The organism is Allorhizobium ampelinum S4 (genome assembly GCF_000016285.1).
In the GTDB taxonomy this organism is placed as follows: Bacteria; Pseudomonadota; Alphaproteobacteria; order Rhizobiales; family Rhizobiaceae; genus Allorhizobium; species Allorhizobium ampelinum.
Genome location: NC_011989.1, coordinates 566,101 through 587,778, shown reverse-complemented (window position 1 = coordinate 587,778; position 21,678 = coordinate 566,101). Strand labels below are relative to the sequence as shown.

Below are 21,678 nucleotides of genomic sequence, written 5' to 3'. Positions count from 1 at the left end.
ATGGAAATTATCCGCCTAACCGGCTCAGTTCTGCGTGGAAACCAACAGGCTTGGCCACCGAACGTATCCCACTCATATGCTTGGTTAAACCAAATATATAGGTTTGATTTGCCTTGGACTACCGTGCAAAATTGAATATAGGGCCAAACTCTTCAGGCAAACTGAGCTATCTCAAGATGTGGCGTATTAACTGATCCAATGCGGTAGTCCCACTATTGTCACCATTCCAACCCCAACCCGTTGTTCAAGGTGCGCTTCAACTCATACTGCAGAGTAAGTTCGGCCCGCTGCACGCGATCAGCTATGCGGGCAATGTCCTTGATCTGATCAAGTTTGACGGAAACCTCCGGCCCAAGCCGCAAACGATCCCGCTTCCAGTTCCGAGGATCGGCACTGCCAAACCGTAGCTCGAGCGCAGCGGTGATGGTCTTCGCCTCCTCAAGCGCACGACGACCTTCTGACGTTTGGGATAGCTCCTCCAGAAACTTCGGCTTCTCGGACTGCGGCAAAGCATCGAACTGCTTCAGAAGGGCCTCACTACGGTGCGTGAGCCCCGGGACCTCAATGATATCACGCTTTTCACGAAGCCATGCCTCCGATCGGCGCTCCATCTCGAGCCGACGCTCCCAGGTCTCGCCGGCAAAGGCGACATGGCGGCTCAAGCTCTTGGCATAAGACCGTGCAGCCCTGCGTTCTTTGTTCTCACCCAGGAACCCGGCCTTGCCGCGCAACGCCCCGAACTGCTCTGGGTACTCCGCAACCGCTGTCGCCAATTCCTGGCGGCTGATATCATTTCTGATGATGGCGGTAATGAGCTTGGCAGCGACACTGTCTGGATTGGCATAAACGTGGCGACCAACAGAGTGCACCGCCTCCATGGCTCGCTCCAAGTGGGGCGTCGCCTTTTCGAGGGCAACGTCCTCGATGCTGCGGGAATGTGATAGGAGTGCTGGCACAAGTGGCGCGACCTTCTCGGTTGGAATCTCCAAACCTTTTTCACCCAGCGGTCCCTTGACTCTGGCGGAGGACTGAACGGTCGCCGGAGGGAAAGCGTGCCCGTCAATTATGCTGTCACGAGCTAAAGGTCGTTCCGCTGCCCGTTCGGACGATCGGTTGACGGCAATCTCACTGTGGACCCCAAGCTCTTCCGCCAGACCTCGCCGGGCGGCAAAGACCCCGGTATAGTCCAGTGTTGTTTCCTTAACGCCAGACCGGCTCATGCTGGCGCTAAGCGCCTTCATGTCCTTCAGCTCATCACGACTGGCATAGAGTTTCACATTATGACGATGACGGGTCATCGCCACATAGGTCAGATGCCGGTCCATGGTGCGGGATGCCATGACAAAGGCACGATCGACTGTCGCGCCTTGAGATTTATGAATGGTCGTCGCATAGCCATGATCAAAGGATTGGTAACTATTCACAGGTATGGAAACCACACGGGCATTGTTCTGTCCTGCGCCGTCGAGCCGTATCTGTAGTGCGTCCGGCTCGACGGCCTGCACCGTTCCCAACATGCCGTTTTTCACATTAAGGTCACGGTTGTTTTCCAACAGCACGATCCGGTCACCCGGTGCAAAAGATCGTATCCCATCATTGGTCTGATAGACCAATTCTCGACCAAGCGTCCCCTGCTCCCCCTCGCCCCGCGTCAACTGACCACGTTGCTGAAGTGATGCACGGATATCAGCATTGATCGCCCGGACATCGACACGGCGATGAGCCAGTGCAATCCTGGATCCGACTGAACGTTGCTCCAGATCTTCGAGATAATCCTGCACCAAAGCCGCCCGCACTTCGTCCCGGCTCTCCGAGAAGTGGACCGCCCCACAATCGGCATAAATCGCAAGTCCGTCTCCCGTCCGATGAGTTGCAAATGCAATCGACGCCTGCCGCTGCCAAACCTCACTCTGCCTGCGGATTTCGGAAAGCTCGACAGCGCCAACATGATCAACTATCGCGCGGAACGGTGACCCCGCTCCGATCGCCTGAAGCTGTTCATGGTCACCAACAAGAACGAGCTTCGCGCCGCGTGCTTCGGCCTCCATGACAACCCGCGCAAGCTGACGACTTCCCACCATGCCAGCCTCGTCGATGACAAGAACATCACCCTTTCCAAGTTGGCCTTTTCCGGCCTGCCAGCCATACTCCCAGGACGCCAATGTCCGCGAGGCAATTCCGGACGATTCCTCCAGTCCTTCTGCCGCCTTGCCAGCAAGTGCTGCACCATGAACCCGATACCCCTGACGTTCCCAGGCGTCACGCGCCGCCGCCAGCATGGTGGACTTGCCGGCTCCGGCAAAGCCAATCACGGCTGCGATCTGCGCATGTCCGGTGATATGCGCAACAGCCAAACGTTGCTCATCACTCAACCCGGAACGCTCAATCGCTCGTTCCCGATCAACGGGGCGCAATTCCCCCCGTTCAACTTTTAAAGATAGCGACGATGCCGTCATGGATTTGATAGCAGCGTTCTGGAATGCCAGTGCCTGATCGACATGATGTCGACGAACGCCATGGTGCGGAGACTGGCTCATACGGTCAGCACTTGCGGCCATCGCGTGCTCGATTTCCAGCATCTCTCGCGTAGAATAGCGTGCAAGCTCGCCATTCTGCTCCGGCCGCAACTCGACCAATGCAGGCGATGCCATCACAGCCGCAAACGCATTCTGGAAAGCCTGATGGTCATCAATATAACGGTGCAACGCGCGTGCCACATCATGCCGGTCAAACACGCTCTTTTCGCCAGTCAGGATCGATAGAACCTGCTCGGGCTTCTCTCTGATCAGCGCAGCGTTTCTTTTCGCTGCCTTAGCATCCATCCGAGTACGTGACACCTGAAGTCCACGCCGATCCATCTGCGACGCATGAACGCCCATATGCTCGGTCGGCTCAATCTCAAGCCCGCGCTCCAGATTGGAACGATGATCGATGCGAACATCCAACCCGGCCCGCACCAGATAGCGGTTGGCCAGCCTCTCCCAATCCTGACGAATGTCACGAAGCTGCATATGCGATGTGGGATGATCATGGTTGAGCAACCACTTGTTCTCCCGCTCGATCAGCGTCTTTTCACCAAGGCCATCCAGCCCCACGGTTCGGGTTGTCATCGTCACATGGGCATGAACGTTGCGAACATCACCCTCCTCATGCGGCTGATGAATGGCAAAATCCACCGCAGCACCATAGCGATTTGCCAGATCACGCGCAAAATCCCGGGTCATCAAGAGCCGCTCCAATGAACTGAGCTCATGGGGAAGTGCAATCTCAAATTCCCGCGCTAGACGCGCATCCTTGCGCTTTTCCGAATGCTCAACCGCATTCCACAAGGCGGACCGATCAAGTGCCCACGCCGCGTCTATTCCTTCCGGAAGCACGATTTCCGCATGCTCCACCCCCTGCTTTCGGGTGAAGTCATGCACCAGACCATCAAGCTCGTTCAGCAGCATCGTTGCTGTGCGATAGGCGATTGCCGCCACCGCACTGCGGCCGCCGCTGCGGGCTATGGGCTTTGAACTGAGATGGTATATCGCCATCGCCGGTCTGCCTTCGTTGATTTGCCCTAATTGATCTGTCTTTGCTGATCCGCCTTTTCCGATGTGTACATCGGCCACTTGAGTTGCGCAGCAACTCGTAAGTGCGCCCTTATACACTTCTTTCGCTTTGCTCTCTACGTGCGGGATGCGCCAAAATCGCCAACCGCGTGTGCAGATCTGCATATTGCAGACCGTGATCGGAGACGTAGTCTTCAGCAGACATCAAGGCCCTCTTCGCACGGAAACGATAAAGATGGTGCGCAAACCGATCATGCAGCAAATCGCAGAACTTGAAGAGCGGAAGAAATCGCTTGTAGCGCGCCTTGGCAAACAAGAGCGTGCGCGCGATACACGGCGTAAAATTCTATTGGGTGCCCTTGTTCTGCATCGATTGGAACATGCCAATGACCCCGAGTTCACCAAGCGTCTCGGCGATTGGCTGCGTCGCGAACTGCCGGGCTTTCTCACCCGCGATAACGACAAGGCGCTTTTTGCCGATTTGTTGAAAGCACCCAATCAAATGTCGACAGGAATCACAGTGCAAGGCACGATATCAGACTCGAGTGATTCAGGAGCACGCGGATGAAACAGGCAAAGCTGGCATGGGCCGCTTTCAAGACCATGATACGCATGGCCGCCGATGATCCTGTCTGGGCAATGACAGCGCTGGCATTGGCACCGTTTCGTGCCATCAGGCCAATAGGGCAGGCGATCGTGCTGTTAGTGCTCGTCACCCTCATCATCGGCATTGGCGGATCACGGTTGCTGGAGGCAATCGGCTACGGCAAAGGCAGCATTCCAATGATGATGATGAGTGTTGTTTTTCCCATCCTGCTCATCGCGATGGTGTTTCGCCTCATCACCAATCCAATGATCCACCATTTTGGAAACAGAAATGGCGATACGCATGGTTCGGCTCGCTTTGCCACAAACAGTGAGACAGCACCCCTCACCCGCAATGACAGCGGCCTGCTGATTGGCCGCAACAGTAAGACTGGGACATTACTCCGATATGATGGTCCGGCCCATCTGCTGACGATGGCACCCACCAGAACCGGCAAGGGCGTTGGCACCATCATTCCAAACCTATTGACCGCCAATCGGTCCGTCATCTGCATTGATCCCAAAGGGGAGAATGTCCGGATCGCTAGTCGGGCCCGCGAAGCCTTCGGGCCGGTCTATGTTCTCGATCCCTTTGGCATCACGGAGATGCGCTCAGCCGCCTTCAATCCCCTTGATGGTCTCAACTCCGATAGTCTCGACGTCGCGGAGGACGCCAGTACCCTTGCCGATGCCCTCGTCTTTGATGAGCCGGGCATGGCAGGCGAAGCCCATTGGAACGAGGAAGCCAAGGCATTGATCGCTGGCTTGATCCTCAGGGTTATCACCCATGAGAGGGTTGAGCGCCGCAACCTCGCAACGCTGCGCGAATATCTGACACTCTCGCCCGAGGCCTTCGCTGCACTTCTCAAACGAATGCAAGACACGGACGATGTGAATGGCCTGATTGCGCGTGCCGCCAATCGCCACCTTGGCAAATCAGACCGCGAGGCCGCTGGCGTGCTATCATCCGCCCAGCGCCATACCCATTTCCTCGACAGTCCCAGAATGCAGCGCGTTCTCGACGAGAGCTATTTCTCCTTTGCCGATCTCAAGCGCAAAACCATGACGATCTTCCTCGTCCTGCCGCCGGATCGGTTGTCCAGCTATTCGAGATGGCTGCGCCTGCTCATCACCCAAAGCCTGCTCGACATGGCCCGCACATCTGAGAAACCCGCATCCCCTATTCTCTACCTCCTTGATGAGTTCGCAGCCCTTGGTCATCTGGCCCCAGTAGAGCGCGCCATGGGCCTGATGGCAGGTTACGGCGTTCAACTCTGGCCGATCCTGCAAGACGTTCACCAACTCCGCGCCACCTATGGTCAACGCGCTGGAACATTCCTCTCAAACGCAGGCGTTCTTCAGGTGTTCGGGGTCAATGATCATGACAGCGCCCGTCTCATCTCTGATCTGCTTGGACAAGAAACCGTGGTGTTTCAGACCATGGCGCGCGCACTCGATTCCGAGAAATCCGGGATCTCCTATAGTGAACAACACACGGCCCGCCCTCTGCTCACGCCGGACGAAGTTCGCAACCTGCCAGAACAGATTGAATTGCTGTTTCTCGCAGGCCAGCGCCCGATCTTGGCCAAAAAGCTCGCCTATTATGCCGATCCCGAGTTCACAGGAGCCTTTGATCCCGCATGAGAAGCGAATTCTTGGATATTTCGGAAACTCTGATCTGGGCGAGCTGCTTGGTTTTACACAGCGGCCCGAAGGATCGACACCGCATCGCACTGGCTTACCATGAAGCGCAAGAGCTGGTCGATCACATCCCGCTTAACAATGAAGATGCACGGTCTCGCATCACCGCTTGCTTTGAGAAATTCGACGTCTGCCAAGTCGAAAACGACATAGCCTGCGTTGGCTGGATGCTCATGTCGATCCAGCAACGCGTGAGTGAGCAAAACCTTTACGACTGGCGTGAACTCCATGACGTCGTCCAAAAGGTCGTCAAGCTATTGCCACGACCAGAGCCAACGGTTCATTGACACGTTAGAGAGGCTGGCCCGACGCGGGGCCTGACTAAAGTGCCAAAGGTCGGCCCTTCGTATTCGACGAGAGTTCAGTTCAGGCTTAATTGGTCGATGAATTTGGAGGTTGCGGCTTTTTGATCCGAATTCCGTAGCCATCGTCGCTCTCTGGGATGAACTCTATACCCGCTTCTTCAAGCACACGTTTTATGCCTTCAAGAGTCGCGGCTCGAAGGTCTTCCCCCTTCTCTAAACGGCTTATTGTCTGTGTTGAAACATTTGCCGCTTGCGCGAGATCTCGCACTCCCCACCCTAACGCGACACGAGCAAGCTTACACTGAACAGCATTCATTTCACAACCCTGTTGTGATTTTCCTTGCTCATTCGCATAGGTAATTGTACCCTCCTTAGCTGCAATCGGCCGACCCTAGTGTTCGCAGCACCAAGGTCAGCCTAACCACAACCTAGCTATCTGGAGCTTGGATCATGGCTGATTCTGAGAATAGCAGAACTTTGCCTACTTTTACCCGCAGAAAAATGAAGTCACCCACCGGAAAGCGTGACACCGTTCCGCCCGTTATCGACCGCCGAAATCTTCTCGCGGTCGCTTCGCGCTTTTTGGACTCACGCATCATCGACCCTGACGCTCCAAAAAGAGAGCCAGGCCCCGCACCCGTCAGAGAAATGTGGCCGAGATGGTATGCTCTGCATCAGCAATGCACTCGCGCCACACGGTCGCGGCAAAAGCTCGAAGCCACATTGCTGCAAGAGGCTGGCGGGCCTCCATCCGTTACGTTGTCAGTCAACGGTGAGCCACAGCCCATCGTCATCCACTCTTTCGCTGAGATCAATCAGCTCGCCTTCCGACTGGATGGTGATCAATTGTCTCAGGCAAGGGCTGAGCTTCAAAAACGCAAGAAGCAATGGAAAAGGGCGGATGAGCGCTTGGGATACAGCGCTACTGTTTCTTCGGAACAAGACCTCATCCAAAGAACGGGAATCTCGGCGCGCGTGATGTGGATAACACCGCCTTCCTCCCTTATTGAAGTTACAGCAAAACTTCATTGCTTGATCGTCACACTCGATCCAAGGCTCCAGCATGAAGATGATCCTTGGCCGCAACTGCGGAGGATGTTGAAAGATCTTATCCGCATGGAATTGCGGACTCCGTAGGAAACCTGTTCCGGCTTGGATGAACTGCAACCAACGACACCTTACCGCAACCAACTAATCAAATAGCGTTTTTGGTTCTGAGATAGGTAAGCGAAGGAAACTGGCAATGCCGCCAACGCTGTTTTTGGGGCCAATAACGAACTTCGTTTGGGGCGATTGTGAAATCGGCCTTTGCGGGTTCTTATGTCCTATCATCGCTAAAGGCATGACTGCCATATTGTAAATCTAAAAGTTGACATCTCGACATTATAAGTCAATCTTTAAATAGACAAAAAAGATACCGGCATTAAGTCAACTATCGACAAGTGATCATTAAGGATAAAATTATTTGAATGACCAAAATATAGACAGAGGAAGCGCAAATATATTATCGCCAAAACTGAGTATGCGTTCTCCCATATAGATGACGATGCCAACGAAGGGACGGCTTTTGCCTGGGCCTTCGTCTCGAAACCACCGCAGATGTTGAAAGTCCTTTGCCTCAACAGTAGTCGATGTCTTCATCTCAAAGCCGATTATCGTTCTGTCTGTTTCGGCAAGGATGTCTATCTCGCGTCCTCGTTGGTGCCTCCAATGATAAAGTCGCCACTGACGTATCTGATGGGGAAGGGATTTCCACATTTCATTGAAAACGAAATTCTCGAACATGCCGCCAAGCGCTGTGGGATTCGCGCCTATATTGAAGCTCTGGGCGTTCATACTCCTCAAAGCCGCGACGATCCCAGTATCCACAAGATGGATTTTTGGTTGGCGTATGTCGCGTCCGGACTCACCAGAGGTCCACGCAGGCAATCGCCGCAATAGAGAGAGCTTGGTTAGAATATCGAGGTAGGTGTCGGTGGTATTCCTTTGTAAACTGATGTTGGAACACAGTTCATCTATGTTCAGTTCGTTCCCGACACGCGTAGCTAATTGATCGATCATTCGCCTCATGGCATCTGATTTTCTTATTTTTAAGATGTATGCAACGTCGCGTTCGACCACACTGTCAACGTAGTCTCTGTATCGATTTTGCCGCCAGCGCTCTTCCAGAGTTCGTATCTCGGGGAAACCGCCTGCGACTATCAAGTCGATGTATTGTGTCCGGGACAACGTTTCTGCTTTAGGCAGATCTAGTGGATCGGGACGGTCATGCGCCGATGCCCAGTCCAGAATTTTCGCAGGCCCCATGCGCTTTGTTTCGGCGACACTCATTGGAAGCATCGTCATCGTATGGACACGACCCGCCAACGAGTCTGCCACGTCCGCGGAAATGAAAACGTTGGACGAGCCTGTCAGGATGAACTGACCCATTGCTCGGTTCTCATCGACGATTCTCTTCAACGCCAAGGCTAATTTCGTTGATCGCTGGGCTTCGTCGATAATGAGGGGGCCCGCTTTTGTCTCAGCCAACAGGGCATCCAGCTGTCCTTTTGGATCGGCCTCAATGGCTGCGAGCACAGACTCGTCATCTAAGGTTATGAATTTTCCGACGCTCAATAGGTCGCGCACCAATGTCGTCTTTCCGACTTGGCGCGGTCCAATAATGTTAACCACGCGCGCTGACGTAAGTGCAGCCCTTAATTCGGGCTGCAGATGACGCGGGAGGAGACTCTCATCCATGATAGACACTTCATTTTTCAACAACGAAAGATGGGGAAAGTTGTAATAGGCATGAGGGGAAAGTGTCAATAGTTGTCCGGTGAAACCGTCAACAGCATCCTGGCGAAACTGTCAGTAGGCATTGGAGAAGTTAAAAAAGCCAAATCGGCCATACACGGCGTCCTTTGCAATGTGGCTTCCGCCAACAGTGTCGTCAACGATAACGCCAACCCTTTAACCTTCCCGAGATTGCGGCATTGCACGGTCGTTCCAGAGTTTCGCCAACACAGCTGCTCTGTCTATACAAGAGTTCGAAAATATTGATCCATCATTGCTATGAAGGAATTTCAAATTTTTTAGATAATTATGTAGGTATCTATTTGAAAATAAATCTTATTATTCGCATGCAACTCATTGTTTATTTCCCCGACTCCGCCAACCAAAGCTCATTTGCAGCGCGATCAACTGCTTTCTTGGCCGACGCTTTGTCCAAATCTGGAAAAATTGTCTCCGCAAGGGCCAGACGTTTCGCAGCACTTATCTTTGGTGCATTGAATCGAGGGTCAGCGACCAGTTTTTTTACTACAGGTCCCAAGCGGTTTTTCTCGTCAGCTTCCCGCTGTGCTCTTTCTTTCTCCTGATGGCGAGCGAACGCTGCATTTATCGCGTCATGCCGAGCGGAGCGAAATACTTCAGTTTCTTCTTCAAACTCTTCGAACCAGTCGGGCTTCACGATGACAGCATGGACAATGCCGTCATGCATGACACCTAAACCGAGGCACGAAGTTTGCCCGTTGTGCTTGGTCCATTTATCCGCCAGCTTCTTTTCATCTCGGTCCAATTCCTCCGCGTCAACGTCCAATGCTGCGGCAACATCTTCGCGGCCGTCGAAGGTTGTCAGTATCATATAGACTAAACGTGGCTTCAGATGCTCTATCAGCGCCGGGAAGCGGTTGGCGTCGATCACTACGGATGGAAGAGCGTCATGCGCCGGAACTGTCTCAAGGATCATCGAGCCACAGCGCTCGGACGCCGCACGAACGTTCTCAGCTATTTCATCAAGTTCTGAGCTTTCCATTCGTCAGTTGCCTTTCTTGGTGGTGTTGCCCCAAGGTTTCAATCATAAGTCATCGACTTCTATGTGCCAGCTGTCCACATCATGGCGGATTGCTTCCCAATTTTTTTTCAGGTCGGACATATCTTCCGGGAAAACCAATGCGGTGTCCAACCCTTCAAACTGGTCCCCGATATATGTTGCAAGCCCTGCCCCACCTTCGTTGGCGAACCAGACGCCGACAAGGTGGGCAGCCTGCACAAGCTCCTTCAGGGTTTCCCGAGAGTCACGAATATCAAACTCGTCAAGGAGTTTTCCCTGTCTGCTTTCTCGATTCCCGGCATGAGCCAGATGCGAGCTGACATGATCATTGATTCTGTCGAGCGCAGCCAATCGATTTTCCAGCCGGTCAAAAATATCGCCACTGATTAGATCGTTAGGGCCGCGGTTATCGGCCGAAATTCCGCTTAGGATGTCGAAATGCTGGTGAGCCATTTGACTTAGGCTCAGGGCAGGATCGCCCCAAACGGGTTTTCCGTTTGCTGCCTTCAGGGTCTCCCAATGCTCCTCTTCGAGCTTGGCAAGATCGTATCGACAATCCCGCAACACCTCGACATAGACCCGTCGAGGCAATTTCGCTCGACAAGCTTTAATGTCTTCAAGCACGGCTCTGATGGAATAGACACCCTGCCCGCCTTTAATAGCACCTTTGTCGAGAAGCCGACGCACGCCTAGCAAGAGGCTAGACCAGTATCCATTTGAAATCAGATTGAACAGCATCTGATTAATGGGTGGTCGCTCTCGATCTCTCTGATTTGCGAGGTATACGACCCGGATAGCCGTTCGGAAAGCTGCGTAGTTCCAAATGAGGTCATCTACCGTTTTGAGAATGCCGGTTGTTTCATCGCGAAATGCTTCGCGCCATGTCTGAATGCGAAGCTTCATTTGTTTATCAGCTTGAATGCCCATCTATTCGCTTGCGCTCCGCATATCCCTGTCCGCATGTATTTGCTGGTCAAGCAACTTTAAGGGTAGTGTTTCAATGAATTTCGCATTCGTCTATAAATTTTTGATGGATTGGCAAACGCTAATTGGCTCCGTTCTTGCTCTTGTCGCGGCCCTTTTGACCGTGAGGGAAATACGCAAACAGGCGCGAGGTGACGAAAAGCGCCATAAAGGCGAGTTGAGCCGTAAGAATATGGCCGCCAGGGCGCAAATGCCTGATGCTTTGAGCGAGATGAGTTCATATATTCGCGACGCCACAGCCCACCTTGTTAACGGGAGCGAAATTCCGGGTGCGCCTGTCTCGGCCCTAACCACGCTCAAAACCGTGATCGAGCACATCGATACAGAATATGCTGAAAAGACATTTCAGCTCGAATCGTGGTATCAAGTTCAGCATGCACGATTCATCAACACAACGAACCGTAACGCTCACGATACGGCAGAGCAGCTTTTCGACGCGGCTTTGCTTCAAGCCCATGTCAATCGTCTCTTCAATTACGCGCGAAACGAAAAGGAAGATGCCGGTCCAAAAAATCTTTGCCGCGAAGATTTGATCGACAGCCTGAAGTCTGCCGTGTCGCTTCCAGTTTGGGCTGCTCGACATGGAGAGTTTCCAGATGTAATCGAGATCATCAACCGACGTTACAAGCCGCGCGCGGAAACGGAATAAGGGGTCGGTTCAGGCTGAGGGCGAAATGACACTGCGAGCGCAAGCGGCGGCTGTCCCAATTGAACCCTCTTGAATTTTTGGCTCGGGAAGTCGTTATTCCTAAAGGCTAATCGCTGTGTAAAACAGACTAAAATTCAGTTGGCACAGCGACAGTTTGACCGGAATGCGCCAACAGCGGTCATCAGCTTTGAAATTGCGAGTGTCTGATTTGGGGCCGGAAGTGGTCTGACCGGTATCGGCGGGGAATTCGAGAAAGCTGACATCCAACATCCGACAGGCACGCAGTCCGCGCGGCATTTCGCGCAGGTTCAATCGAATACCGGGGTAGAAGTGCAAATCAGCGAGAGCCCTCTTTTATGTGCCTTATTTGGTGGGCTTGCTAGATTTGCTAGGTTTGAGGGACGGTGTATTCCCAGGTGTGCTTTTGTTATCACGGCGGCGCTGATCCGGTTTCCCTGTGGATTTCGCTATCGGCTTTGGTCCTGGTTTAAGTGCCATGAATGCTCTCCTTTTCTGATTTAAGAAAATAAGCCTGCGCGTACCTTCTGACGGGGGCTTAGGACACAGCAATACTCTGTAACAGTCCACACTAGTTCTGGCTGAAGTCAAGACCCAATGGATATTCATACAGTAGCAACACCCCATGAAAATCGGCAGCCCAGGCCGGAGGCACTTTGCCTCACTGTCCCTGTCAGCGGCGGTGAGGGCGATCGGGTTATTCCGTATGGACGAAGTTCCTGAGCGCCTGCTGTCCGCCAGGATTGGCGTCAGCCTCGGCCGGTCACGTTGATTGAGGTGCTACCGTCTGTTTCAGGAGCAAAGCCTGCTCCCTGCGCTGTCCTTCACTACCAGGGCGGCACACCGACCCGCAGCTCTCTGCGCATTGCTACCGTTTGTCTACGATGCAGCGAACGACAGCTCCCCGCTCGGAGGGACCCGTTGTCTCAGTTTGTCGGGACTGAGCTGTGGGCCAAGGATACAGGCTGACGTCAAGAGGCTGGATTTGACGGTTGCACCTCCTTGAGAAGCCAATTTGCGAACACCTGTATTGGAGCGTCGCTCAATCGGATCGGCTCCGGCAGGATGAGGCAGAAGGTCTTGGAGATCGACTCCCCATCAGGCCAAGGCGCGACCAAGCGACCTTCCGCCAGTTCGCTTTCGATATAGAGGCGCGGCACGAGCGCAACGCCGAGACCGGCCAACGCAGCTTCGATTTGCATGGAGTGAAGATCATAGCGTGGACCTATCGTAGGATTGGTCAGCACGACCCCGGCCTCTTCGGCATAGCGTTGCCAGGCCTCCGGGTTCTGGCGGCGATGGAGCCGCGGCAGCGCATCGAGGGCTGTGGCAGGGTCTCGGCCCCTGATCAGCCCCGGATGGCAAACTGGAACCAGCACCTCATGCAGCAAGCGGTGCGTCCGCATTCCCGTCCAGGCAGGATGTTCAAAATGGATGGCGGCGTCGAATCCGCTGCCGGTGAGAACGAATGGCTCCATCCGTTCCGCAAGATGCAGGGTGATATGCGGATGCCGCTCCTGGAACGACTTCAGACGCGGGATGAGCCAGCGGGTGGCGAACGTCGGCAGGATTGCAATGTCGAGGCTCGCGCCATCGCTCGGCTGCCCCATCAGATATTGGCTGTCGCGCTCCAGCCGGTCGAGTGCCTCGCGGACCTGAACCGCATAACGTTCTCCATTCGGCAAAAGCCGGACGCGATTGCCGACGCGCTCGAACAGCGTGACGCCGAGGAAGGCTTCCAACCGGCCTATCTGCCGACTGATCGCCCCTTCGGTCAGGGCCAGTTCGTCGGCCGCGCGAGCGAAGCTGCCATGGCGCGCCGACGCCTCGAACGCCATGAGTGCGGAATTGCTGGGAATCTTGCGGCGCATGATGGTTCCTGATGGGATGGTTCGGCCTTCGATCCGCCGCCACCTTGATATTAGATCACTGAAGCATGATCCATTATCGATATATAGCCATGCATTGGTGGTCTATCATGATAAAATATCAACGAAAGACAAGACTGGAAGGACAATCTTCCGGTTGAAGGTGGAATAATGATCTATACGGTGGAATGCAGCTTTGCCGATCCCGGCAGCGAAGCGGAATGGAACGACTTTTACAGCCTGGACAAGTTGCCAGCCCTGATTTCGGTGACCGGCTTCCACACCTCGCAGCGTTTCAAGGCATTGAGCGGCTGCTGCCCGGTCTATCTCGCCCTTCATTCGATAGATCGCCTCGACATCCTGACGGGTGAGGAATACCGCCAGAAGGGCGGCGGCAATTTCGCGCGCTGGCAACAGCACATCACCAACTGGCACCGGAACCTCTATGGCGGCATCGACCGCGCGCCGGGCATTGGTGAGGGCGAATATCTGGCGTTGAGCGCAGCAGGCCCCGAGCCTCTGATCGGGCTTGGCCTCACCCCATATGCGATGCAGGCGGTCGCGATGGAGAAGTTCCCGGAACACCGCTGGCTCGCCAAGGTGGGCCGCGGCAACGTGCCTGACATCGAGCATCTTCCAGAAGGCGTTCATGTCTATGTGCCGATGACGGCGCAGTTGACGAGCAACGGTGACGCCGTTGTCGGGAAGGCGCGGTAGCACCGATGCCGAATGTCACGATCTACATTCCGGCGGACAAGATGGTGCCGGACGAGGCGCTCGCAGACCTCACGGAGCAATGCACCGAACTCTGCACGAGCATTCTCCGGGCCGCATTGGCGAACGTGCATATTGTCTATGTCGCTGTTCGGCATGGCCGGGGGCACCCCGCTTTCGCAGAAATCCAATATCGTCTTGAGCCTTTTCGGACGCCGCCAGTCATGGATCGGTTCATGGAAGAGCTGGACGATGCCATCAAGCGCAATACCGGCCTCACCGCGCGCATCCGTTGCTTTGGCTATGAAGCGTCGAGCATTCACACGCGAAATTGAGCGGATGCCAGGAGAAAACCAATGTCGAGTTTCGCATTACCCAGCCAACAGATCGGTGATTTAACAATCACCGCCGTCAGCGATGGCTACCTCCACGCCAGTTTCGATTTTCTCGCGAATATCGACCCGGCCGATGCCGCCCGTATGCAGGAAAATACGGGGATAACGGATCATACCTCGATCCATATCAACTGCTACCTTGTCCGTGGAGGCGGTCGCACGATCCTGATCGATGCAGGCGCTGGTGGTTTCAAGCAGTGGGGCGGTCGATTGAAAACCAATCTGCTACTCGCTGGCATCCAGCCTTCCGAGATCGACGCGATCCTGTTGACGCACGCCCATCCCGATCATGTCGGGGGGCTGATGGACGCGTCAGGAACAGCCGTCTTCCCGAACGCCGAACTTGTCGCCCACCATCGAGAAGTCGCGTTCTGGCAGGATGACGGCAATCTAAGCCGCGCGCCCGAGCGCGCCCGTGGTAACTTCCTGGTGGCGCGCCAAGCGTTCGAGGGTTATCGTGACCGGCTGCGCACCTTTGAGGGCGGCGAGGTGCTGCCCGGCATCACGGCGATGCCGCTGCCGGGACACACAGCCGGACACACCGGCTATCGGCTCGATTCAGGTAACAAGAGCCTGCTGGTCTGGGGCGACATCGTTCATTTCCCGCAAATTCAAGTCCCGCGCCCGGACGTGTCGATCGCGTTCGATCAGGATGCGCATCTCGCCGCCGACACGCGATCGAGGCTTCTGGACTGCGTGGCCGCAGAGCAACTGCTGATCGCGGGCATGCACCTCGGTGAACCCGGCTTCGCACGGATCGAGCGAAAAAAGTTGGCCTACGGTGTCGCATATGAGGAATGAGCGCGTGCCGCTGTTCGCGCGATCCGCGTTCAAAGCCACAGAGCATTCCGCTATGGCGGTGCTGGCCCCCGGCCTTTCGCTGCTGTCGAGGGCCATGATGGAAGTGGCACCCGTTTATTCGTGGCATTCCACTCGTACATTACGCCAAGCAGTCGTTGTCGTCGACGTGCTGAACTTTCACCACGCGGCAAATGTTCTTGGAACACCCCAATCGAGCGTCAGCGCCCGGCGCAAAGGATTGGACGACACCTGCAGCCCACTTTACCTGATCCAGGACAGCTGCTTCCATCACCGAGCTGGCAATGTTCCCGGCAAAATCTGCGTTGGTCGCCCATGCGGCAATCGGTGGTGATTGCGTAGCCATCGCGCAGGCTATCGCGCCATCGCGTAGAATCGGCGGGTGTGGCGGGCCGCGCCCGATGATGATGAGCACTACGAGATCGTAATAAGCCCATGATCCTGAAGAGTATTATTCAGCCTGTACGGCGATCGGCGGTCTTCGGCGGCGTTTGCGTAGCTAGCGGTGGTGATATCGGATGTTTTGCGGGCATCTATCCACCTTTGCGAGCTATCTCGGCAGTGTGAAGGTCTTTCTGGCGTCGGCCGCGTGCTCCCGAACGACGCATCCCTCGGCATGATCGTTGAGAGGCCCATGGCCTGCATGAAAGCGTAAACCGTCGTCGGGCCGATGAAGGACCAGCCACGCTTCTTCAGATCTTTCGACAGCGCAATGGATGACGAGGATGTTGATACGGTCTGCGGTGCTGCCAATTCCTCCGGCCTCGGTTCGAAGCACCAGACATAAGCCGCGAGCGATCCCTCCTGCCTGACCAACTCCTGCGCTCGCGTGGCATTGTTGATGACAGCGGCAATCTTGCCGCGATGACGAACAATGCCTTCGTCCTTCAGCAACCGCTCCAGATATGCATCAGTGAAGTCGGCGATCCGGTTGAAATCGAAACCATGGAAAGCGGTGCGGAAGTTTTCTCGCTTCGCAAGGATGGTCCGCCAGCTCAAGCCCGACTGAAATCCTTCGAGGCACAGCTTCTCGAACAGGCGACGGTCATCATCGACGGGAAAACCCCATTCGGTGTCGTGGTAAGCGAGGAATTCGGGCGCGGCCGCGCACCAGCGGCAACGCGGGCGTCCGTCTGGACCGGGGATCGTCGCGCTCATCACTCAGCCCTTCAGAAATGAGAGCCGTTCGTCGGTACGGCCCGGTGTGATGGTGAGGATTTCAGCGCTGACGATCCCCTCGGCGACGAAGGGGTCATGTTGCACCCGAGCCTCGATCTCTTCAGGAGACGCATTGTGCGCGAGGATCGCACCGCCTGCGCTCGGCTGAAGGCTGCCGGTCAGCAGGAAAACGCCGTCGTCGAAGCCGCGTTTGATCCAGGCGTTGTGCCCATCCATGAATAGGGGCGCTTTGGTCTTGTCAGCAAAGCGAAGGGTGATGACGAACATGGTCTCTCCATCAGGCGGGTTAATGGACATTGGGGGCTGAACCGACCGGACATTGGACGAGCAGCCACGCCTCCATGTCCGCGACTTCGCGGCGGATAAACTCTTCGTCCCTGAAGGCGGTGGCGAGCGTCGCGACGCCCTGGCTGCCCATCAGAACGTGGAGGGCCAGCGCATCGGCATCCGCTTCGCGCCCGAGCCTAGTGAACTGCCGGCGGAGCCAGTCGCGGAACAAGGTGAACAGACCGGTAGCATCGTCCTTCGCTAGGTGATCCAGCTTCGCCAGCTCGTTGCAGAGCGTGCCGACCGGGCAGCCATAGGCCATGATCTTGGCTCGGTTCGTGATGAGGATATGGACGAAGTTGCGAATGCAGTCTGTGGGGAAAGCCGCAGCGTGCTCCCAGGCCTCCAGCATGGCGCGGGTATTTGCCATGCGCTGCGTGATAACCGCGTCGAGAATCTCGTCCTTGGTCTTGAAGTGGTAGTAAAAATTGCCGCGAGAGAGGCCCACATCCTTGGCGATATCGGCAAACGATGTCGCTTCGAAGCCAGACTCGTAGAAGAGCCGGTCGGCGACATCCACGATCTGCTGGCGGGTTTCGCTGGCACCCATAGCTGGCCTCCACGATCATGGCGTGGAAGGCAAAAGCCGTGAACCACACCGTAGGACATTTGACCTATAATTATTAGGGCAAACGTCCTACGGTGTCAATAGCGGCCGATGGGACATCGCGCGGTGCCACGACCGGCGAGGTGGAAAAGCGTACCATGGAGGGAAAACGGCGGCGATCGGTGGTAAATCGTTCGCGCGATTGGCCATTTTTTTTGAAAATGGCGGGCCGCCGGGGATTCGAAGATGTACTCCGAAATAATCGCTTGGCGCTAGGCTGCGACATAAGCAATGTCGGCTTTCGGGAAGCTCAAGATTTATCGTGAATGGGTGGAATGGGGGCGCAAAGCAGATCGAATTCTCGGAGAGGCTCCCCGAGCGAAAGGGCGCGGCCCCACAACGTGTAGGGCCGCTCCCCATCAGATCTCGGTCCGCTCGGCCAGTTCCAGTGTATCCTCAATGTCGACGCCGAGATACCTGACGGTGTTCTCGATCTTGGTATGGCCAAGCAGGATCTGGATCGCTCGAAGGTTGCCGGTGGCCTTATAGATCATGGCAGCCTTCGTTCGCCGCAGGGAATGCGTGCCGTAATCCTCCCGACGCAGCCCAATCGCCGTCACCCACTCATCGACAAGTCGGGCGTACTGCCGAGTGCTGAGATGATCGGTGTGGTCGACGCGACTAGGAAAGGCATAGTCATCGACTGTTCCTCCCCTTCGCTGAAGCCAAGCAAGCAGACTAGCCCGGACCTCGGTCGTAATCTCGAACTGCACAGGGCGTCCAGTCTTTTGCTGGACGACCATCGCACGAGTTCGAATTTCGTGACCCGTGACGAGAGCCCCGATTTTTATTTTTACCAAATCGCAGCCGCGGAGCTTGCTGTCGATGGCAAGATCGAAAAGCGCACGATCTCTCATCCTTCCTTCCCGGTCGAGAAAGAAACGCACTGCCCAGATCTGGCGCTGCTTCAGCGGCTTCTTGACGCCAACTTGTTTGCCTGCGTTCCAAGCCGGTCGACCCAGTGCAGCAGGATCATATTGTGAGATACCCATTTCAGTTCTCCTATGGCCACCATTGGCCAGAGGGAGAATGCACAGCTTTCGGCTCTATGACGGGGCCGGGAGGGGACTGTCGGCTTTCAGAGGCTAAGTGACGTAAACTGGCGTTCAAAGATGTGTGGGGTCTATGGGGTAGCTTTCGAGTTACCTTGCCCCGTTTTTTCACGCTGTCCTTTACGTATCGCTACGACTTTCGCCTTTCAGACTCGATGCGGCCACGCACCGTCCGCCCGGTTCCAGTGCCCTTTTGGCGGAGTGCCGGACATGGATACGGGCGACGGCGGCTTTGTCTTATTCCAAACAGTCGAGCATCCATTGAACGCCGAATTTGTCGGTCAGCTTGCCGTAATATGTGCCCCATGGCTGAATCGCCAGAGGCGTGGTCACGCTGCCAGCCCGAGACAACTTCCCAAACATACTTTTAGTTTTGCGACGATCGTCCATAATGAGAATGTGGGACGAGCCGCGCATGGGTTCCGCGTCATGATTGTCCGAGGCGAAGAACAGGACGCCTGGACCTTCGAAGCGTGCGTGCATCACCTTCCCAATCATGCCTTCGTTCACGACTGGAATGCCATGGTCTCCGTGGCGCATCAACGTTGTTACCCGGCCAAGGCCACAGTCGGTATAAAAGGAAAGTGCGGCCTCGCATTCGGTGGTGAAGAATAGATAATTGGCAAGTTGCATGGAGTAGCCCTCTTCTCTGGACCGGGCAGATTCCGCGTCCGGCCCCGGATTTTCCGCGTTTTTGCTAGCACGTCTGCCTTATGCAGCGGCGCTGGCTGCAATCGCTTGACCAAGATCTGCATTGCTATAGCTCTCACCTGCAATGCCCCAACCTCCCTCTGGCGCATAAACAATGTTCGACCATATATGCTCGCGCTTGAGCCGTCCTCCAGCAGCTTTTTCGATGATGTCAGTCGCCTTTTCCAAGAAGGCGCGCTTTGCCTCCGGCGTTGTTAAAGCGACCATCGGCAATTTCAGCTCAATGAATGCGGCATCGACCGGCTTGCCAGCCGCAAGCACGTGTCCTTTCGGCAAATTATGGATCGAGCCGACCACATTGGCGGTCATAAACGGATTTCCGGTCAGTCCCGAAACCTCAAGAAGTGCGTCAGTCAGTCCGGCAAACGCGTCTGCCTGGGCTTCGTCCGACAGCAGGCCTTCCGGGATCGTAAGTGTGATGGGCATGGTTCTCTCCTTGTTTGATGATGAGTGCAAATCATATATACTGAATGCTCTCTATCGATACACATCGATTGCTCTCTATGCAAGACATAAAGAGTAATCACTCTCAATAAGGATTTCAGCATGCGCTATAGCACCGAGCACAAAGAGCAGACGCGAGCAAAGGTCGTTCTTGCCGCCGGACAGGCATTTCGAAAAGAAGGCTATGGCGGAGCTGGTATCGATGCGTTGACGAAAGCGGCAGGCGTTACTAACGGCGCATTCTACGGCCACTTCAAATCCAAAGGAGAAGCTTTCCGTGCCGCGGTTGTTGCTGGAATGGAAGAACTCCGTCAGGGAATTGCAGCATTGAAACTGGAACAACCGCGTAGCTGGCTCAAAGCCTTCGCTGGCTACTATCTCGGATACAAGCGCACTTGCGAACTTGGAGAGAGTTGCGCCTTGCCAACCCTCTCCCCCGATGTCATGCGAGCGGATGACGAGACGCGGCGTTGCTACACTGAAGAACTGTGGCGATTGGTGACTGAAATCGCCTCCGGCTTGGAGGATGACGGCTCGCAGTACTCAACGGAAGACCGAGCATTGCTGTTGCTTGCACTATTCGCCGGTGGTGCGACCCTGGGGCGCGCAGTATCCGACGAGGCTCTATCCGAAAGAATAGCCCGACTTGTGACCGCTGAGGCGCTGCGCAATGGATCGCCTTCGCAGAATTAGCCGCGGACATATATTTGGCAAAACGTTCCGCCTCACCTATTCGCCGAATGTCCGCTGTCGCGGCGGCGCTAGGCCGAGGTCTATGACCGAAACGGGGGCGCAAAGCGGAAATCATTTCCGCTGTAAGCGCCTGGTAACCATTAAGGGGCCGTGAGCGGACTGGCCGGTTCAAAGCGCAAACCTCAAGGAAGGCGACCTGCAGGGGCGACATTACGACATCTCATGAGCAAAGGTCGCCGATCTCGCGTTCGACAAGCCGGAAACGCTCCTTAACCTCTTCCCCCGCATAGAAAGCGAGCATGTCTTCCTTTGTGAGGGTCCCCTCGGCGAGAAACTTGATGAGGTAGCGCTGATTAAATTCCGCAAGAAGGATGCCTTTCTCGATTTGTGCGAGGATCTGTTTCATATTGTCGATATTCGCGGTGACGAGATGCTTCACCAGCGCCATGTCGCGCGCATCCTTGATCAGCCGGTTCACGATGATCTTGAGGACGTCGGTGTCGAGATCGAGCGTCTGCGCGTTGAGCGCGATGTCGCGTGCCAGCATGTAAGCGATGGCGAGATTGCGATAATCGCCCTTCTGGGAGTCGATAATTGCGATCAGGCCGATACCGGGGAGGAACTTCAGGTCCTGGACGGCGGCGAGGATGCTGTTGTCGATGAGTGATGCATCGAAGACGATAATTCCAGCCTGCCCGTCGCGATTGGCCTGCGCTTCGAGTAGCTGGCTCCAGGCCGTATCCGCCTTTCTTGTGAAGACATCTTTGGTCTGGATGTCACCGAGTCGGATGCTCTTGTCGAACTTGCATTCGATCGCGATCCGTTTGCCACTGTCGCCGGCAAGATGGCAAACGATGTCGCCAGTCTTGTTTCGACGTATTGCACCGGCGCGGTCGCCGGTCAACTCGATCCGGTCGGCGAGCTTCTGGCGAGCAAAAAACTCCGACAGGAAGTCGGCGATATCGGCTTCAGCGAGCACGCCCTTCACCGCCGACCGGTAGAAAAGCTCCTTCTTCATATCGAAGATGAGCTTCAGGCTTTCGAGCTCTGTCCCTAACTCGTTGGCTGTCCGCGAAAGGAAGCTGGAAAGTCGGTCCTCCATGAGTGCCAGGACGCCGATATAGAGCGCCTTGTGGAGCTGTTCGTCGCGATCGGCGGCAGCGACCTTGTTAAAGAACTCGAACAAGATCTTGTTCTCTACCTCAAAGGCACTGAACTGAACGCGGCTATTTTTCTGATCGAGGCTGACAAGTGGCATA

Annotated in this window: 22 protein-coding genes and 1 pseudogene; 10 read left to right on the top strand and 13 right to left on the bottom strand. The window is 55.4% G+C overall.

The features are described 5' to 3' along the window. Positions 1–218: 218 nt before the first annotated feature. Entirely contained in the window at positions 219–3,536 is a 3,318-nt protein-coding gene (gene traA / locus AVI_RS02750) for a Ti-type conjugative transfer relaxase TraA (protein ID WP_015914911.1), read from the bottom strand. Between the two features lie 253 nt (positions 3,537–3,789). Here traA and AVI_RS02745 point away from each other — a divergent pair, with 253 nt between their 5' ends. Genes AVI_RS02745 through AVI_RS02735 form a run of 3 tightly spaced genes read left to right on the top strand, consistent with a single transcriptional unit; the run spans position 3,790 to position 6,127 of the window. Further along, positions 3,790–4,122 carry a hypothetical protein gene (locus AVI_RS02745; RefSeq protein WP_041696181.1) on the top strand — a complete coding sequence of 111 codons (333 nt, stop codon included), beginning with the start codon at positions 3,790–3,792 and terminating at the stop codon, positions 4,120–4,122. Then, positions 4,119–5,783, top strand: a complete 1,665-nt coding sequence (locus AVI_RS02740; RefSeq protein ID WP_015914910.1) for a type IV secretory system conjugative DNA transfer family protein — start codon at positions 4,119–4,121, stop codon at positions 5,781–5,783. The genes AVI_RS02745 and AVI_RS02740 overlap by 4 nt, the downstream gene beginning before the upstream one ends. Then, on the top strand, positions 5,780–6,127 hold the full coding sequence (locus AVI_RS02735; protein WP_015914909.1) for a hypothetical protein: 348 nt from the start codon (positions 5,780–5,782) through the stop codon (positions 6,125–6,127). The genes AVI_RS02740 and AVI_RS02735 overlap by 4 nt, the downstream gene beginning before the upstream one ends. Before the next feature lie 85 nt (positions 6,128–6,212). On the opposite strand, the gene AVI_RS02730 is transcribed toward AVI_RS02735, so the two are convergent. Next, positions 6,213–6,461 (bottom strand): helix-turn-helix domain-containing protein, encoded by a 249-nt coding sequence (locus AVI_RS02730; protein WP_041696179.1) that lies wholly within the window; start codon positions 6,459–6,461, stop codon positions 6,213–6,215. Between the two features lie 134 nt (positions 6,462–6,595). On the opposite strand from AVI_RS02730, the gene AVI_RS02725 reads away from it, so the two are divergent. Then, the gene (locus tag AVI_RS02725) at positions 6,596–7,282 is read left to right on the top strand and encodes a hypothetical protein (protein ID WP_015914908.1); all 687 of its coding nucleotides are present in this window, start codon (positions 6,596–6,598) and stop codon (positions 7,280–7,282) included. A gap of 324 nt (positions 7,283–7,606) precedes the next feature. On the opposite strand, the gene AVI_RS02720 is transcribed toward AVI_RS02725, so the two are convergent. The 3 genes from AVI_RS02720 to AVI_RS02710 form a co-directional block, all read right to left on the bottom strand. Continuing rightward, positions 7,607–8,953 carry an ATP-binding protein gene (locus tag AVI_RS02720; RefSeq protein ID WP_234895207.1) on the bottom strand — a complete coding sequence of 449 codons (1,347 nt, stop codon included), beginning with the start codon at positions 8,951–8,953 and terminating at the stop codon, positions 7,607–7,609. 328 nt (positions 8,954–9,281) lie between these two features. Beyond that, complete coding sequence (locus AVI_RS02715) at positions 9,282–9,941, bottom strand: hypothetical protein (RefSeq protein WP_015914906.1); 660 nt, start codon at positions 9,939–9,941, stop codon at positions 9,282–9,284. Between the two features lie 42 nt (positions 9,942–9,983). Continuing rightward, on the bottom strand, positions 9,984–10,886 hold the full coding sequence (locus AVI_RS02710; RefSeq protein WP_015914905.1) for an AbiU2 domain-containing protein: 903 nt from the start codon (positions 10,884–10,886) through the stop codon (positions 9,984–9,986). Between the two features lie 73 nt (positions 10,887–10,959). Here AVI_RS02710 and AVI_RS02705 point away from each other — a divergent pair, with 73 nt between their 5' ends. Further along, the gene (locus AVI_RS02705) at positions 10,960–11,592 is read left to right on the top strand and encodes a hypothetical protein (protein ID WP_041696175.1); all 633 of its coding nucleotides are present in this window, start codon (positions 10,960–10,962) and stop codon (positions 11,590–11,592) included. 989 nt (positions 11,593–12,581) lie between these two features. On the opposite strand, the gene AVI_RS02695 is transcribed toward AVI_RS02705, so the two are convergent. Beyond that, entirely contained in the window at positions 12,582–13,481 is a 900-nt protein-coding gene (locus tag AVI_RS02695; protein WP_015914903.1) for a LysR substrate-binding domain-containing protein, read from the bottom strand. 168 nt (positions 13,482–13,649) lie between these two features. Here AVI_RS02695 and AVI_RS02690 point away from each other — a divergent pair, with 168 nt between their 5' ends. From AVI_RS02690 to AVI_RS30950, 4 genes are read left to right on the top strand one after another with little or no spacing between them, the layout of a single operon-like run. Continuing rightward, on the top strand, positions 13,650–14,195 hold the full coding sequence (locus AVI_RS02690; protein WP_015914902.1) for a hypothetical protein: 546 nt from the start codon (positions 13,650–13,652) through the stop codon (positions 14,193–14,195). 5 nt (positions 14,196–14,200) lie between these two features. Further along, positions 14,201–14,527, top strand: a complete 327-nt coding sequence (locus tag AVI_RS02685; RefSeq protein WP_015914901.1) for a hypothetical protein — start codon at positions 14,201–14,203, stop codon at positions 14,525–14,527. 21 nt (positions 14,528–14,548) lie between these two features. Beyond that, complete coding sequence (locus AVI_RS02680) at positions 14,549–15,388, top strand: MBL fold metallo-hydrolase (RefSeq protein ID WP_041696171.1); 840 nt, start codon at positions 14,549–14,551, stop codon at positions 15,386–15,388. Between the two features lie 4 nt (positions 15,389–15,392). After that, positions 15,393–15,740 carry a hypothetical protein gene (locus AVI_RS30950; RefSeq protein WP_187152370.1) on the top strand — a complete coding sequence of 116 codons (348 nt, stop codon included), beginning with the start codon at positions 15,393–15,395 and terminating at the stop codon, positions 15,738–15,740. A 216-nt stretch (positions 15,741–15,956) separates the two neighbouring features. Here AVI_RS30950 and AVI_RS02670 read toward each other — a convergent pair. The 6 genes and pseudogenes from AVI_RS02670 to AVI_RS02645 form a co-directional block, all read right to left on the bottom strand. Then, positions 15,957–16,564 (bottom strand): annotated as a pseudogene (locus AVI_RS02670) (DNA-3-methyladenine glycosylase I). Positions 16,565–16,567: 3 nt separating this feature from the next. Further along, entirely contained in the window at positions 16,568–16,852 is a 285-nt protein-coding gene (locus AVI_RS02665) for a YciI family protein (protein ID WP_015914898.1), read from the bottom strand. Positions 16,853–16,871: 19 nt separating this feature from the next. Beyond that, complete coding sequence (locus AVI_RS02660) at positions 16,872–17,462, bottom strand: TetR/AcrR family transcriptional regulator (RefSeq protein ID WP_015914897.1); 591 nt, start codon at positions 17,460–17,462, stop codon at positions 16,872–16,874. 416 nt (positions 17,463–17,878) lie between these two features. After that, positions 17,879–18,511, bottom strand: a complete 633-nt coding sequence (locus tag AVI_RS02655) for a tyrosine-type recombinase/integrase (RefSeq protein WP_015914896.1) — start codon at positions 18,509–18,511, stop codon at positions 17,879–17,881. A gap of 297 nt (positions 18,512–18,808) precedes the next feature. Further along, entirely contained in the window at positions 18,809–19,204 is a 396-nt protein-coding gene (locus AVI_RS02650; RefSeq protein WP_015914895.1) for a VOC family protein, read from the bottom strand. A 78-nt stretch (positions 19,205–19,282) separates the two neighbouring features. Continuing rightward, positions 19,283–19,708 (bottom strand): tautomerase family protein, encoded by a 426-nt coding sequence (locus AVI_RS02645; protein ID WP_015914894.1) that lies wholly within the window; start codon positions 19,706–19,708, stop codon positions 19,283–19,285. Positions 19,709–19,828: 120 nt separating this feature from the next. On the opposite strand from AVI_RS02645, the gene AVI_RS02640 reads away from it, so the two are divergent. Then, positions 19,829–20,419, top strand: a complete 591-nt coding sequence (locus tag AVI_RS02640; RefSeq protein WP_015914893.1) for a TetR/AcrR family transcriptional regulator — start codon at positions 19,829–19,831, stop codon at positions 20,417–20,419. Positions 20,420–20,639: 220 nt separating this feature from the next. Here AVI_RS02640 and AVI_RS02635 read toward each other — a convergent pair whose 3' ends face one another. Next, positions 20,640–21,677 (bottom strand): hypothetical protein, encoded by a 1,038-nt coding sequence (locus AVI_RS02635; protein WP_041696167.1) that lies wholly within the window; start codon positions 21,675–21,677, stop codon positions 20,640–20,642. Position 21,678 lies beyond the last annotated feature (1 nt).